Here is a 14340-nt window from a genome sequence, read left to right on the forward strand (position 1 = left end):
TCTTACTCCGGCGACGATGGTTTAAACGGCGCAGATTGTCAGCTTGCAAACGTGTGCGCGAAGCGATTTCGCTTCATTAAAGGTAAAGCCGATTCGGCCCGTTATACTTGCGACACTTATGCCGAAATCCGGCATTCAAAATTTTTCAGCCACCACAAAGGGAGCGGCGGGTGAGTCTCACAGTCATTGCGCAGCGTATGGGTAACACGAGCTTTCAGCGCCTGGTGACTGGCCTTGTCTTGAGCACCTTGCTGGTGGGTTGCTCCAGCACCAAATCGAGCAATGTCCGGGTAGTCGATCGCAACAATGCAGTCGCGCAGCGTCCTACAGTGACGACCGGGCAATATGTAGTCCGTCCGGGCGATACGATGTTTTCCATCGCTTTTCGCTACGGTTGGGACTACAAAGCCCTCGCAGCCCGGAACAATATTCCTACGCCGTATACGATCCATCCGGGTCAGACAATTCGCTTCGACGGCCGCGCCGGTTCAACGTCCACGGCGGTGGTAAGCAACGCCAGTTCTTCGCCTTCATCATCCAGCAAAACTACGGTAATCCGGCGTCAGGCAAATGGCACGACCACCACTACAACCACCGGTTCTGCGGGCGGTTCTACTGGTGCAGTACCGTCCGTCGCCAACAAGCAAACCCAAGCTCCACTGCCTCCAGCGGGTCCAGCCCCGACCGGCTGGGGATGGCCATCTAATGGCATTCTGATTGGAAAATTCTCTTCAAACGGTAGTTTGAATAAAGGAATTGATATCGCCGGGGATTTGGGACAGCCTGTTTTAGCTGCGTCTGATGGGACGGTGGTATACGCCGGGAGTGGCTTAAGGGGCTACGGCGAATTAGTCATCATCAAACACAGCGAAACCTACGTCAGTGCTTACGGTCACAACCGTCGGCTGTTGGTTCGGGAGGGACAGCAGGTCAAGGTCGGACAGACAATTGCCGAAATGGGGTCAACGGGTACAGACCGGGTGAAACTGCATTTTGAGATTCGCCGACAAGGTAAACCTGTAGATCCGCTGCAGTTCCTGCCAAGACGTTGATTTGTAAGCCAGCCTGTTCCGTCACGTAGAGGGGACAGGCTCCAGCGCTGCCAAGGATAAAGGCGTCGCTTGAGCTTGGGGTCGAACTCACCAAAGGACTATAACAATGGCTCTCAGTAAAGAAGTGCCGGAGTTTGACATCGACGATGAGGTTCTCCTTATGGAGGCCGGCATCGATTCGGATTCGATGTCGAATGATGAAGGGGCTGCTCCACCTTCCGTTCGTTCCAAATCCAAACACTCCGCTTCACTTAAACAACATAAGTACATCGACTACACGCGGGCACTCGATGCCACGCAGTTGTATCTCAACGAAATCGGCTTTTCCCCATTGCTCTCCCCGGAGGAAGAAGTTCATTTTGCGCGCTTGTCGCAAAGTGGCGATCCCGCCGGGCGCAAGCGCATGATTGAAAGTAACCTGCGGCTGGTGGTCAAAATCGCCCGGCGTTACGTCAATCGGGGGTTGTCGCTGCTGGATTTGATCGAAGAGGGCAACCTCGGATTGATCCGCGCGGTGGAAAAGTTCGATCCCGAACGCGGTTTCCGCTTCTCGACCTACGCGACCTGGTGGATTCGTCAAACCATCGAGCGCGCCATCATGAATCAGACCCGGACCATTCGGCTGCCGATTCATGTGGTCAAGGAGCTCAACGTGTACCTGCGGGCTGCACGGGAGCTGACGCAAAAGCTCGACCACGAACCTTCACCCGAAGAAATCGCCAACCTGCTGGAAAAACCAGTGGCCGAGGTCAAGCGCATGCTGGGCCTGAACGAGCGGGTTTCTTCGGTCGACGTCTCGCTGGGTCCGGATTCGGATAAAACCCTGCTGGACACCCTGACGGATGATCGGCCAACCGATCCATGCGAACTGCTGCAGGATGACGACTTGTCGCAGAGCATCGATCAATGGCTGTCGGAGCTGACCGACAAGCAGCGCGAGGTGGTCATACGCCGCTTCGGTCTGCGCGGCCACGAGAGCAGCACACTGGAAGACGTAGGCCTTGAGATCGGCCTGACCCGGGAACGGGTGAGACAGATCCAGGTGGAGGGCCTCAAGCGCCTTCGGGAAATTCTCGAGAAGAATGGCCTGTCGAGCGAGTCGTTGTTCCAGTAAACGCATCGAACCACCGCCCACAAAAAGCCCCGACTGGTTCGGGGTTTTTTGTTGCCGGACATACGGTCAGCATTTCCATCATTTGTAGTCTCTCGGTGTAAGCTTCGGCTTACTCTTTCGTAAGTGTTCGCAAGATTTGCACGGAGGCAGACGTCTATTCTGATTGCGGTATTTTTCTAACTTATTGATTTATATATTTATTTATTAATATGAAGTGCTTATGACAGCCCATTCCAGTCTCCAGCGCCAATTGCTCTTGGCAGGGAACTCTTTAGTATCTGGGTTGTGTCGACGGACAGACACGCCCTTCAAGGACGAGGGGAAAGGACATCGCAGGACGCGATTCATCAGGACGATGAAAAGGAACACAGGGAATAGGGAAAAAATGTGGGCGGGTCAAACCGCCCCTTTTTTTGTCTGCAAAAAAGCAATCCCGGAAAAGCAAAAAGGCCCGCAAGGGGCCTTTTTATTGAACGCGGGGCAGATCAGCGTTCGAGGTCTTTGATCTTGCCTTTGACGCCATCCCACTCTTCGGCATCCGGCATCGATTCTTTCTTCTCTGTGATGTTCGGCCAGATCTCGGCCAGCTCGACGTTCAACTGAATGAACTCCTGCATCTCCTCCGGAACTTCGTCCTCGGAGAAAATGGCTACGGCCGGGCATTCTGGTTCGCACAGGGCGCAGTCGATGCACTCATCCGGGTGAATGACCAGGAAGTTCGGGCCTTCGTAAAAGCAGTCCACCGGACAGACTTCTACGCAGTCGGTGTACTTGCACTTGATGCAGTTGTCGGTGACGACGAAGGTCATTTCTAATTTTCTCCTCAGGCGGCGGCAGCGTTGCCCCTTCACGGTTGGGGTCGCCAGGTTCGGGAGCGATGCCTGCTGGCCAGGCTATTAGCCAGCAGCATCCCAAACCGCGCGAGATTCTAACAGCTTGAAGCCGTTTGCGTTATATCCGCTTCTTCAGTGCTTATATCCGGTTCTTCAGTGCATAGAGCATTTCTAGCGCACGGCGTGGCGTCATGTCGTCGATATCCAGTTTAGCCAACTCATCCAGTACCGGATGCGGCAGGCTGGCGAACATGTCGCTCTGTTGTGGCGTGGCCGGTTTACCTTTGGCGGCTGGTTTCGGTGCCTCATGCGGCAATGCCGTATCTTCCAGGCGGCTCAAGTGCTCGCGGGCACGCACGATCACTTCGCTTGGCACACCTGCCAGTTGTGCAACCGCCAAGCCGTAGCTTTGGCTCGCAGGCCCCGGCAGCACATGGTGCAGGAACACGATGCGCTCGTTGTGCTCGGTGGCGTTGAGATGCACGTTGGCCACCAGCGGCTCGGCTTCCGGCAGAACAGTCAGTTCAAAATAGTGAGTCGCAAACAGCGTGTAGGCACGCAGGTGCGCCAGACGCTCAGCCGCCGCCCATGCCAGCGACAGACCGTCGAAGGTGCTGGTACCGCGGCCGACTTCGTCCATCAGCACCAGACTGCGCTCGGTCGCGTTGTGCAGGATGTTGGCGGTTTCGCTCATTTCCACCATGAAGGTCGAACGGCCACCGGCCAAGTCATCGCTGGAACCGATCCGGGTGAAGATCCGATCGACCAGCGACAGTTCGCAACTGGCAGCCGGCACGAAGCTACCGATATGCGCCAACAGCACGATCAGAGCAGTCTGACGCATGTAGGTGGATTTACCGCCCATGTTCGGGCCAGTGATCACCAGCATTCGCGTGTTGTCATCCAGACTCAGATCGTTGGCCACGAACGGCGTGGTCAACACTTGCTCGACCACCGGGTGGCGACCCTGGGTAATGCGCATGCATGGCTCGCTGACAAAACGTGGGCAGTTCAGATCAAGGTTCAGCGCACGTTCGGCGAGATTGCTCAGCACATCCAGCTCAGCCAGCGCGCCAGCGGTGTCCTGCAACGGTGGCAACTGACTGATCAGATCTTCCAGCAGCGCCTCGTAGAGCATCTTCTCGCGCGCCAGGGCGCGGCTCTTGGCGGATAGCGCCTTGTCTTCGAACTCTTTCAGTTCCGGCGTGATGAAGCGCTCGGCGCCTTTGAGCGTCTGGCGACGGATGTAGTCTGCCGGAGCCGATTCAGCCTGTTTGCTCGGCAGCTCGATGAAGTAGCCGTGAATGCGGTTGTAGCCGACTTTCAGGTGGGACAGCCCGGTGCGGGCTTTCTCCCGCGCTTCCAGATCGATCAGGAACTGCCCGGCGTTTTCGCTCAGCGATTGCAGGTCATCCAGTTCGCTGTCGTAACCGGTTTTCAGCACGCCGCCATCACGGATTACCGCAGGTGGGTTATCGATAATGGCTTTTTCCAGCAGCGCTGCCAGTTCCGGGTAAGTGCTGGTGGTGGTTGCCAGGCGTTGCAGGTGTGGCGCTTCGAGATCGGTCATCGCCACTTGCAGTTCCGGCAGCGCGCCGAGGGCATCACGCAGGCGCGCGAGGTCACGCGGACGGGCATTGCGCAGACCGATCCGCGCAAGAATGCGCTCGATGTCGCCGATTTCCTTGAGCTGCGGTTGCAGCTTTTCGAAGCGGTAACCGTCGAGCAGGCAGGTGATCGAGGTCTGGCGCGCCAGCAATACAGTCAGATCGCGCAGCGGACGGTTCAACCAACGGGTCAGCAGGCGGCTGCCCATGGCGGTCTGGCAGCGATCGACCACCGATTGCAGAGTGTTGTCGCGTCCACCGGCCAGGTTGGTGTCGAGTTCCAGGTTGCGCCGGCTCGCGCCGTCCAGTACCACGGTGTCGTCGAGACGTTCGTGGCGCAGGCTGCGCAAGTGGGGCAGGGCGGTGCGCTGGGTTTCCTTGGCGTAGGCCAACAGGCAACCGGCGGCGCCGATGGCCAGGGTCAGGGTTTCGCAGCCGAAGCCTTTCAAGTCTTGTGTGGAAAACTGCTGGCAGAGACTTTTCAGCGCCGAGTCACGCTCGAAATCCCAAGGCGCACGACGACGCACGCCACGGCGTTTTTCCGCCGGCAGATCCCTTGGCCAATCGTCCGGAATCAGCAGCTCAACCGGGTTGACGCGCTCCAGTTCCGCCAGCAGGTTTTCCCAGCCCTTGATCTCCAGCACGGTGAAGTTGCCGCTGGTGATGTCCAGCACCGCCAGACCGAACAGACGCTCGTCACCCAGTACCGCAGCGATCAGGTTGTCGCGGCGCTCATCCAGCAGCGCCTCGTCGCTGACCGTTCCCGGCGTGATGATTCGTACAACCTGGCGCTCTACCGGGCCTTTACTGGTGGCCGGGTCGCCAACCTGCTCGCAGATCACCACCGACTCGCCGAGCTTGACCAGTTTCGCCAGATACCCTTCCGCCGCGTGGTAAGGAATCCCGCACATCGGAATCGCCTGCCCCGCCGACTGCCCGCGCGCTGTCAGAGTGATGTCCAGCAACTTGGCTGCCTTCTTCGCGTCTTCATAGAAGATTTCGTAGAAATCGCCCATGCGATAGAACATCAGCTGATCCGGGTGCTGGTTCTTCAGGCGCCAGTACTGCTGCATCATCGGAGTGTGGGAGGACAGGTCGGAGACGGCTTTATTCATCGGATTGTCAGGCAACTCGTTCAAAGGTGTAGGGCAAAAGCGGGGCATCCGCCGGGCTTTTCCGCGATGGGCGCAAGATTACCATGGCGGTCTATCCGACGCAGGCATGACGGCCCGCTGACACTTTTGCCCATGATTTGTGTGTTTATGCACAATTTATGCAAATCAGCATTTGTCTTCGCGAAAAACTTCAAGCACTATGCGCGTTATGCAAAAACGCAACGTATCCTCCGTCTTAAGAGCACTGCTCGACCAGCACGGGATCTCCCCCACGGAGCTCCATCGTCGCACCGGCGTGCCTCAATCCACTCTCTCGCGGATTCTCAGCGGGAAGATCGTCGATCCTTCGGATAAACACATTTCGAAAATCGCCGAGTACTTCAATGTAAGCACCGATCAGTTGCGCGGGCGCGCGGATGTTGCGCCGTCTGCCGGTGCTGCGCGTGATGACGTGCATGCGGAACTCAAGGACATAATGCTGTGGGACGACGACACGCCTGTCGATGATGACGAGGTGTCGGTGCCCTTCCTTCGTGAGGTTGAATTGGCAGCGGGATCAGGAAGATTCGTCATCGAAGAGAGCGAGCGCTCTAGCCTGCGCTTCGGCAAGCGCAGCCTGCGCCATAACGGCGTGCAATTCGATCAGGCCAAGTGCGTGACGGTGCGTGGCAACAGCATGTTACCGGTGCTGCGTGACGGCGCCACGGTCGGCGTGAACGCGGGCAAGTGCGGTATTGGCGACATCATCGATGGCGATCTCTATGCAATCAACCACAACGGCCAGTTGCGGGTGAAGCAACTCTATCGGCTGCCTACCGGTATCCGCCTGCGCAGCTTCAATCGCGACGAACATCCGGACGAGGACTACACCTTCCAGGAAATCCAGGAAGAGCAGATCGTCATCCTCGGTCACGTCTTCTGGTGGGGCATGTACGCCCGCTAAGCAGACCCCGGTCAGATAAAACCCGCCATCGGCGGGTTTTTTTTCGCCTGCGCAAAACCCTCAACGCCACGATTTATGCGGCATGCATGCGCCAGTGCATTTCTTCCGCATAAATAAATGCATTTACGCATTGACTGTATATGCATCCATGCATATTATTGCCACCAAGCCGCTCGACAAAGCGGCTGGAAACGAAAGCTCTTTAGTTCCACAAGAACAGGCAGCGATGAACCGGCCTCAACGGTTCAGAGGGTTGGCAACTGACCCGGGTGTGCAGCGTAAAGCACCAGAAGCAGTTATCCGACGGGCAGGGACCGCGGTCGGAAAAACAATTTGAACGGACTCGTACCGCGCCAGTAGCGCCGAAAAGTCAGCTTCCTTTTTTGACTAAAGGACTTAAAGGAAGGCGAAGGAGCGCATTACTGAAAAGCCCGGCGGATTTGCCGGGCTTTTTGGAATGCCTACCCGGGCAGGAACTGAAAGGCCGGGATGCCGGCAATCAATAAGGAAGATGAGCATGAAAAAGTACGCACGTGTAGTTGCTGGTCAGGTCGACAATATTTTTGAAACCGATAACCCGATCACCGATGAGTTTCCCGCCAATCAGGTCTGGGTAGATGTCACTGCTTTGCCCAAGATTGATTACTCCTGGAACGCAGTAAAAACCGACGGTGTCTGGAAGTTTACCGACAGCGATATGTGGGGGCAGCCGTCGCAGCTTTCTAACGAACTGCGTAGCGCAAGAACGCCACGACTCGAACGAGCCAATAACACTTTGGCTTCCAGTGCGCTGGCGTACAAGGTTGAGCTGGGTCTGGCTACGCCAGCCGATGAAGCCGCATTGCTGGCCTACAAGCAGTTTTTCATCGACATGAGCAACGTCAACAAACAGCCGGGTTATCCGCTGACCGTCACCTGGCCTGAAGTTCCTTGAATCCGGGTTGATGCATTTGCTTTCTCTGCTTGAACCGGAGCGCATTACTGAAAAGCCCGGCGGATTTGCCGGGCTTTTTGGAATGCCTACCTCAAGAGAAAACGATTGAACCCAACACACACCACTCATCAATCACCCCCAGGAGGCGTGACATGACAAGCGAGCAACAAGCGTTGGCGGACATGCCGATCTGGCTGGTCATCCTACTCGCCGTAGTGGGCGGGGTGTCCGGCGAAATGTGGCGCGCCGACAAGGAAGGCGCCCGCGGCTGGTCATTGCTGCGGCGCCTGGCCCTGCGCTCCGGCGCCTGCATGATCTGCGGCGTCTCGGCAATCATGCTGCTGTATGCCGCAGGATTGTCGATCTGGGCCGCCGGCGCCTTTGGTTGCCTGACCGCAATGGCTGGCGCCGACGTCGCTATAGGTCTTTACGAGCGCTGGGCCGCCAAGCGCATTGGCGTCTGCGAAGTCCCGCCGCGCGACCAGCCTTAACCCTGACTGTTTTCCGTGCCGCCATTTTGGCGGCAGGGCTTCGCGTGGACGATTGAAAAGGAGGTCATGTATGCCCACACCGATCCAGCAGCCGTCGCAACTGTTCACAGCCATTGCGACGACGTTGCGCAACACCGCAGGACTCACCCTCAGTTTCGGCAATCAAGATGATTTCAATGCTCCCGGCGATCAGGCCTGGGTGCTGATCGACTTCGATCGAAATGCGTCGGGAGTTCGCTCCGCCGATGGGCGAATTGCTCATGTCATGACGTTGTCGCTGCAAGTCATCCCGGCGCTTTCCGCCACGGCATTTGCCGCCTGCGATCTGATCGCCGTGCTGAAAAACCTGATCACCGACAACCGCTGGAATCTGCCTGGCGATCAATGCGATTTGCCGATGAATATTGACGGCTTGCCTTCACTACTCGTCCGCGCTGATCAGCAATACAAGGCCTGGACGCTGACGTTCAACCAGACCCTCTACCTCGGCCCGACGTTGCTCGACGATCCACTCGGCACGCCGAAATTCGCCCGTACCTGGGAAGTCAGCAACATCGACGATCCCGACCAATACACCGCGCTGGAGGCCTGACCGATGTTCGACGCATTACTGCGCATGCAACTGGGCCCGATCATCGAACGCCTGGCCGAAATGGAAGCGGAAATCGAAGACCTGCATCGGCGTGCCGAGAGCTACTGCCGCATCGGCGTCTGCCAGACAGTCGATGCGGCGAGCAACACCTGCACGGTCAGCCACGGTGGACTGCTCACGCCGGCCATCAAGTTCTTCAATCCGAGCGCCGGAGCGCAGAGCGAATCGCGGATCCCGACCGTGGGTGAGCAGTGTCTGCTGTTCAACTACGGCAGCGGTGAAAGCGGTGCGCAATCGGTGGCGTTGTTCGGTCTGAACAGTGATCGCTTTCCGCCGACTTCGACCGTACCGACGCTGACGCGCCGCGTGCATCAGGACGGCAGTGAAAGCGGTTACGACGACGCCTCGCACACCCTTCACTGGCAGAACGGTCCGGCAGCGTTCAGCGGTTCTCGCGAATCGCTGGAGCTGAGTATCGGCCCGGCGCGACTGGCGCTGACCCCGCAGGCCATCAACCTGCAACTGGGCGCCGTCGGCCTGACCATCGACGCTTCGGGCGTTCACTTCAGCGGCCCGCTGGTCGATCACCAGGGCCGCGTCATCAGCCCCTGATTCAAGAGCCTTCCATGATCGGAATCGATAGAGACAGCGGGGCCACGGTCGACGACTGGCTGCAATTTGTGCAGCGCGCGACCCGGGCTCTGACCACGCCGCTGGGCACCCGGCAAAAACGGCCCCTGTATGGCTCGCTGATCCCCTCGCTACTCGGACAGAACCTCGGCGACGACGTTTTGCTTCTGGCTCAGAGCCACGCAGCGCAAGCGTTCTACAACAAGCAAAACGGTATCGATGATTTTCAGCCGCAAGTGATTGTCGCCAGCCGTCAGGGCGCCGGTCTGCTGCTGCGTTTCGCCGGCACCTGGAAAAACCGTCAACAAACCTTCGAGGTCGTGACATGAGCATGTTGATCCCCGGCCAGAACCAATTGGCCGAACCCGCGCTGATCGCCGTCGACGCCTTCGAAGACCTGCTCGCCGAGTTCAAAAGCTTCGTTATCGAATACGTCGGCGCCCGCTCGCCGGACAGCGCAGCGAAACTCAAGACCAGCCTGGAAAACGAAAGCGAGCTGCTGACCCTGGCGCTTGAAGCCTTCTGCGTTCGGCTACAAACCCACGAGCGTAAATACAACGCCCGCATCAAGCAGATGCTGGCGTGGTGGGCCACCGGCAGCAACCTCGATGCGCGGCTGGCGGACATGGGCCTGGAACGGCAGTTGCTCGATCCCGGTGACCCCGCGGCCTTCCCGCCGGTGCCGGCGATTTACGAGAGCGACGACGACGCCCGGTTGCGTTATTACCTGGCGCCCCATGCGCCGGCGGCGGGGTCGCGGATGCAGTATCGCCGCGAGGTGTTCACCCTCGGCGAGCGGCCGACGGTGAAAGTCGAATCTACTGATGCCGGTGTGGTGAGTGTCACTTACACCTTCAACCCGGATGGCCTCGCCGCGCAGGTCAAGGACGGCAATGGACGCCGCACCGCGCCGGGCGAAGTACAGGTCACCGTGCTTGCGCGGAACGCTGACGGCACGCCATCCGAGGCATTGCTTGCAGGCGTTCGCCAGCACTTCGCCCGACCGGATGTGCGACCGGAAACTGACCTCGTCACCGTCAAGGCTGCCGAGATCCAGCGCTACAAAATTCGCATCGTTGCCAAGATCAATTCCGGCCCCGATTCGGGCCTGACCCAAGTCGCTGCGCAGCAACAATTGCAGGCTTACGCCGACAGTTGCCATCGCCTCGAAGGGCGGGTGGATCCTAGCTGGATCGACTACACGCTGCACAGCGCTGGCGCCGTGCAACTGCAGATTCTGGAACCGCTGGCGCCGATCGTGACCACCGCGTTTCAAGCGCCGTATTGCACGGCGGTCGAGGTTGAGGTGCTGACGCTATGAGTGAAAAAACTCAGCGCCCGACGTTGCTGCCGGCCAACAGCTCGGCACTTGAGCGAGGGCTTGATCTGGGCTTCGGCGCATTGCTTGATCGCATCGCGCCGCCGTTTCCCGAACTGATGAACCCGAGCGAAACGCCGGTCGCATTTCTGCCGTATCTCGCAGCGGATCGCGGCGTCGCCGAATGGAGCACCGCCGCGCCTGAAACGGAAAAACGCCTGACCGTCGAACTCGCCTGGCCGACTGCGCGTCAGGCCGGCACTCGCAAGGCACTGGAAAACGCCGCCAAGGGTTTGCAACTGCGCCCGGAAATCCGCGCCTGGTACGAACAGACGCCGCCCGGCGCGCCTTACAGCTTTTCCGTACGAGCCTTCAGCGAACAACCCTACAGCGAAGAAATCGACGCCCGTCTCGACCGACGCCTGGCCGATGCCAAAAGCGAACGGGATGTGCTGTCGGTCTCGGTCGGGTTGAGCGCATTCGGCAGCCATTACATCGGCGCAGCGACCTTCTGCGGCGAACTGACCACGGTTTATCCGGTGTTCATCGAAGGGCTCGAAACCTCGGGAGAGGCGTTCATGGCCGCAGGCATGTACACCGTCGAAACATCCACTATTTATCCTCAGGGGGCCTGAATGGCTGACTATTACACCCTGCTCACCAACGCAGGGATTGCCTACGAAACGGCGTGCAAGGCCGCGGGCGTGCCGATCAAGTTGACGCAGATTTCCGTCGGCGACGGCGGCGGCTCCGTCTACAACCCGGCCGCGACCGCCACTGCGCTGAAACGCGAAGTCTGGCGCGGGCCGCTCAATGCACTCTTCCAGGACGAGAAGAATCCGAGCTGGCTGCTCGCCGAAGTCACCATTCCGCCGGATGTTGGCGGTTGGTATGTGCGTGAGGCTGGGCTGTGGACTGACACTGGCGTTCTCTATGCCATCGTCAAATACCCGGAGTCGTTCAAACCGGTTTTGGCGACGTCGGGTTCGGGTAAAGAGTTCTACATTCGCTCGATTTTCGAGACCAGCAATGCGTCGCTGGTGACGTTGTTGATTGATGACACGGTGGTCAAGGCTACCCGTGCGTGGGTCATGAGTTACCTCGCCGAAGAACTCGGCAAACTGGATGGCAAGCAGTCGGTGCGTGTTGCAGCATCCAGCAACATCGTGTTGAGCGGTGCGCAGCAGATTGACGGTGTGGCAGTGATTGCTGGTGACCGCGTGCTGCTGGCGAATCAGACCTTGGCCAAGGACAACGGCCTGTGGATTGTTGCCAACGGAGACTGGGTGCGGGCGAGCGATGCCAACAGCAGCGCCAAGGTCACTCCGGGGCTGACGGTGATGGTGGAGGAGGGCACGGCGAACGGCGATTCGCTGTGGCACCTGACCACCAATGCGCCGATCACCCTCGGTGCTACTGCACTGACGTTCAAGATGTTGGCGGGGCGCACAGGGATTACTGCCGGGACTTACAAGAGTCTGACCGTTGATGAATATGGCCGCGCGACGGCGGGTGCGAACCCTGAGACGCTGGCCGGGTTTGGCATCAAGGATTCGTACACCAAGGCTGAAGTTGAAGCGTTGATTGCCAAGGCGTCGGCGTTGCCGGTGGGTTCGATTGTCGCGTTCCCGGTTGATGCACCACCGCCGGGCTTTCTGGAACTGGATAACAGCGTCAAAAGCAGTGCGACTTACCCGGACTTGAGCGCTTATCTGGGCGGCAAGTACAACAAGGGCGATGAGGGGGTTGGTAACTTCCGCTTGCCTGAGACGCGTGGGGAGTTTTTGCGTGGGTGGGATCATGGTAGAGGCGTGGATACTGGGAGGGGAATCGGTTCAAGTCAGACGGAGGCATTTGCTGCGCATAACCATCGTTACTTTGATGGAACTGCTGCGACTTTCGACCCTGCAGGTAATTGGCAGGCAGGAACGATTAATGGCGCGGCAGCGAGTATCTCAGGGGGTGCATTCCTTTCCCCGGTAGATAGCGGCACTACTATGCAACTGGTGAATGCCCAGAACACGGTCAACGCTGGCGGTACTGAAACCCGTCCCCGCAACGTTTCGGTCATGTGGTGCATCAAAGCCTGGAACGCACCGATCAATCAGGGAAACATCGATGTAGCGGCGCTGGTGAAGGAAGTCTCCCGTCTCGGATCTGCCGTTCCGGTGGGTGCTGTCCTGGCATTTCCGACCGGGATCGTACCTCCCGGCTTTCTTGAGCTGGATGGCAGTGTGCAGAGCATTGCGACTTATCCGGACTTGGCCGCGTATCTCGGAACCGCTTACAACAAGGGGAATGAGGGTGCAGGCAACTTCCGGCTGCCGGAATCGCGTGGTGAGTTCCTCCGGGGCTGGGATCATGGACGTGGCGTGGATGCGGGGCGGATTCTGGGGAGTTGGCAAAAGGGCAGTTTGCAGTCCTTTGATCCATCCAACGAGAGCTTGGCCGTATCCGGTCTATGGCATAACACTGCGTCCAATGCGGGCATCGCGCAGGCGCATGGCCTCGATGCTCATTCGCAGTCGGATTACCCGATCAGTAACTCAGTTTTTACCACTGGTGCCGGGCCTGTTAGCGATGGTGCGTTAGGTGTAACCCGCCCGCGCAACCTCGCCGTGATGTGGTGCATCAAAGCCTGGAACGCCCCGATCAATCAGGGAAACATTGATGTCGCTGCGTTGGCCGTTCTGGCTCAGCAGGCCACCGAGATCAAACAGGGGACGGCCAAGATCGCCACCCAGGAACTGGCTGACGCCGGGGCTGACGACGGCACAATCGTGACACCGAAAAAACTTCGCTGGGGATTTCAGATTCTCAAGGCCATCAACGGATATATCGTGTTCCCGTCGTGGCTGGGCGGTTTGATCATCCAGTGGGGCAGAGTCTCTGGAAATGGCGGTACGGATCTCTCGACGGCCTTTCCGATTGCCTTCCCAAACGCCATGTACAGCCTGAACGCCACGTTGAACTACACGCCGGGGTCGGCAGTAAACGGATATGTTGACGTCGGCGTATCGAGCCTCACGGCATTTTATGGAAAACATACGTTTCCTGGGGTCACGGTGTTTCATTGGGTCGCGGTGGGAAGTTAAGGAGAGATCATGAAATACGCACTGTTTGACCAGAATTCAAATTTGCAAACCTGTCTGATTGCGGGGGTACATCCAATCCCCGCATCAGCAGTGAAAGTCGAAGAAACCCTGTTTCTCAGGTTGACGCAAGAAACTGATGGAATCTGGCGTTTGGTGGGCGATGAGATTGTCAAAGAGCCTTTCCCGGAAGTGATACCTGACTATGCGCCGCTGCTCGCCGCTGAACGCTTTGAGCGTGAAGATTCTGTTGTGTCAGTCGACGGCCTGTCAGTTTCGACCTCGCGCGAAAGCGCAGGCCTGATTTACGGCGCAGGGCTCTCGGCTATCCTTGATCCTGACTATCGCTGCAACTTCAAATCCCTCGATGGTTTCGTAGAAATCGGAGCGCAGCAGATTCTCGCGATTGCCAAGGCAGTCAGGGCGCACGTCCAGGCTTGCTTTGACCGCGAACGGGAGTTGCTCCGAGCAATCGAGGAGGGCACCTTTTCAGATGAAATGCTCAACGAAGGTTGGCCGGACTCTGCGCCAACCGACATAACCCCAACGCTCAAATAAACGCCCCGCACCCCGGGGCGTTTTTTTATCCGCCCAAAAACACTCAACACCCGCCAAGCCC

At 58.3% G+C, this 14340-nt stretch carries 14 protein-coding genes; 12 read left to right on the forward strand and 2 right to left on the reverse strand.

Translation table 11 applies throughout. The features are described 5' to 3' along the window. Positions 1-170 precede the first annotated feature (170 nt). On the forward strand, positions 171-1052 hold the full coding sequence (locus ACA069_RS05815; RefSeq protein WP_489880873.1) for a peptidoglycan DD-metalloendopeptidase family protein: 882 nt from the start codon (positions 171-173) through the stop codon (positions 1050-1052). Between the two features lie 106 nt (positions 1053-1158). Next, positions 1159-2166: an RNA polymerase sigma factor RpoS gene (rpoS, locus tag ACA069_RS05820; protein ID WP_489880874.1), complete on the forward strand. Its 1008-nt coding sequence runs from the start codon at positions 1159-1161 to the stop codon at positions 2164-2166. Positions 2167-2651: 485 nt separating this feature from the next. Here the strand turns inward: rpoS and fdxA are convergent, their stop codons facing one another. Continuing rightward, on the reverse strand, positions 2652-2975 hold the full coding sequence (gene fdxA / locus ACA069_RS05825; RefSeq protein WP_054047139.1) for a ferredoxin FdxA: 324 nt from the start codon (positions 2973-2975) through the stop codon (positions 2652-2654). A 163-nt stretch (positions 2976-3138) separates the two neighbouring features. Then, positions 3139-5721, reverse strand: coding sequence for a DNA mismatch repair protein MutS (gene mutS, locus ACA069_RS05830; RefSeq protein WP_497616675.1), 2583 nt, complete (start codon positions 5719-5721; stop codon positions 3139-3141). 208 nt (positions 5722-5929) lie between these two features. Between mutS and ACA069_RS05835 the strand changes: the two genes are divergently transcribed. The 10 genes from ACA069_RS05835 to ACA069_RS05880 all read left to right on the forward strand — a co-directional run bounded on the left by ACA069_RS05835 (position 5930) and on the right by ACA069_RS05880 (position 14279). After that, entirely contained in the window at positions 5930-6664 is a 735-nt protein-coding gene (locus ACA069_RS05835) for a LexA family transcriptional regulator (RefSeq protein WP_095191963.1), read from the forward strand. A gap of 517 nt (positions 6665-7181) precedes the next feature. Further along, positions 7182-7598 carry a tail fiber assembly protein gene (locus ACA069_RS05840; RefSeq protein WP_489878298.1) on the forward strand — a complete coding sequence of 139 codons (417 nt, stop codon included), beginning with the start codon at positions 7182-7184 and terminating at the stop codon, positions 7596-7598. Between the two features lie 152 nt (positions 7599-7750). Beyond that, positions 7751-8089, forward strand: a complete 339-nt coding sequence (locus ACA069_RS05845; protein ID WP_038357950.1) for a phage holin family protein — start codon at positions 7751-7753, stop codon at positions 8087-8089. Positions 8090-8159: 70 nt separating this feature from the next. Next, entirely contained in the window at positions 8160-8681 is a 522-nt protein-coding gene (locus ACA069_RS05850) for a hypothetical protein (RefSeq protein WP_497616677.1), read from the forward strand. A 3-nt stretch (positions 8682-8684) separates the two neighbouring features. Beyond that, a complete protein-coding gene (locus ACA069_RS05855; protein WP_497616678.1) occupies positions 8685-9293 on the forward strand; it encodes a phage baseplate assembly protein V in 609 nt (202 codons plus the stop codon). Between the two features lie 14 nt (positions 9294-9307). Next, positions 9308-9640: a phage baseplate protein gene (locus ACA069_RS05860; protein ID WP_095188860.1), complete on the forward strand. Its 333-nt coding sequence runs from the start codon at positions 9308-9310 to the stop codon at positions 9638-9640. After that, positions 9637-10632, forward strand: a complete 996-nt coding sequence (locus ACA069_RS05865; RefSeq protein ID WP_497616680.1) for a baseplate J/gp47 family protein — start codon at positions 9637-9639, stop codon at positions 10630-10632. Before ACA069_RS05860 ends, ACA069_RS05865 begins: the two co-directional genes overlap by 4 nt. Then, positions 10629-11264 carry a phage tail protein I gene (locus tag ACA069_RS05870; protein WP_187679130.1) on the forward strand — a complete coding sequence of 212 codons (636 nt, stop codon included), beginning with the start codon at positions 10629-10631 and terminating at the stop codon, positions 11262-11264. Before ACA069_RS05865 ends, ACA069_RS05870 begins: the two co-directional genes overlap by 4 nt. Next, positions 11265-13724 (forward strand): phage tail-collar fiber domain-containing protein, encoded by a 2460-nt coding sequence (locus ACA069_RS05875; protein ID WP_497616682.1) that lies wholly within the window; start codon positions 11265-11267, stop codon positions 13722-13724. It begins immediately after the preceding gene. A 9-nt stretch (positions 13725-13733) separates the two neighbouring features. Beyond that, positions 13734-14279 (forward strand): DUF4376 domain-containing protein, encoded by a 546-nt coding sequence (locus tag ACA069_RS05880; RefSeq protein ID WP_497616684.1) that lies wholly within the window; start codon positions 13734-13736, stop codon positions 14277-14279. Positions 14280-14340: the final 61 nt, after the last annotated feature.

Source organism: Pseudomonas sp. LBUM1652 (assembly GCF_059716105.1).

Excerpts from the sequence above, each read along its gene's own strand:
- rpoS (WP_489880874.1), top strand. The coding sequence starts at position 1,159 with ATGGCTCTCAGTAAAGAAGTGCCGGAGTTTGACATCGACGATGAGGTT.
- ACA069_RS05870 (WP_187679130.1), top strand. The coding sequence starts at position 10,629 with ATGAGTGAAAAAACTCAGCGCCCGACGTTGCTGCCGGCCAACAGCTCG.
- mutS (WP_497616675.1), bottom strand. The coding sequence starts at position 5,721 with ATGAATAAAGCCGTCTCCGACCTGTCCTCCCACACTCCGATGATGCAG.
- ACA069_RS05875 (WP_497616682.1), top strand. The coding sequence starts at position 11,265 with ATGGCTGACTATTACACCCTGCTCACCAACGCAGGGATTGCCTACGAA.
- ACA069_RS05855 (WP_497616678.1), top strand. The coding sequence starts at position 8,685 with ATGTTCGACGCATTACTGCGCATGCAACTGGGCCCGATCATCGAACGC.
- ACA069_RS05840 (WP_489878298.1), top strand. The coding sequence starts at position 7,182 with ATGAAAAAGTACGCACGTGTAGTTGCTGGTCAGGTCGACAATATTTTT.
- fdxA (WP_054047139.1), bottom strand. The coding sequence starts at position 2,975 with ATGACCTTCGTCGTCACCGACAACTGCATCAAGTGCAAGTACACCGAC.
- ACA069_RS05860 (WP_095188860.1), top strand. The coding sequence starts at position 9,308 with ATGATCGGAATCGATAGAGACAGCGGGGCCACGGTCGACGACTGGCTG.
- ACA069_RS05880 (WP_497616684.1), top strand. The coding sequence starts at position 13,734 with ATGAAATACGCACTGTTTGACCAGAATTCAAATTTGCAAACCTGTCTG.
- ACA069_RS05865 (WP_497616680.1), top strand. The coding sequence starts at position 9,637 with ATGAGCATGTTGATCCCCGGCCAGAACCAATTGGCCGAACCCGCGCTG.
- ACA069_RS05850 (WP_497616677.1), top strand. The coding sequence starts at position 8,160 with ATGCCCACACCGATCCAGCAGCCGTCGCAACTGTTCACAGCCATTGCG.
- ACA069_RS05835 (WP_095191963.1), top strand. The coding sequence starts at position 5,930 with ATGCAAAAACGCAACGTATCCTCCGTCTTAAGAGCACTGCTCGACCAG.
- ACA069_RS05845 (WP_038357950.1), top strand. The coding sequence starts at position 7,751 with ATGACAAGCGAGCAACAAGCGTTGGCGGACATGCCGATCTGGCTGGTC.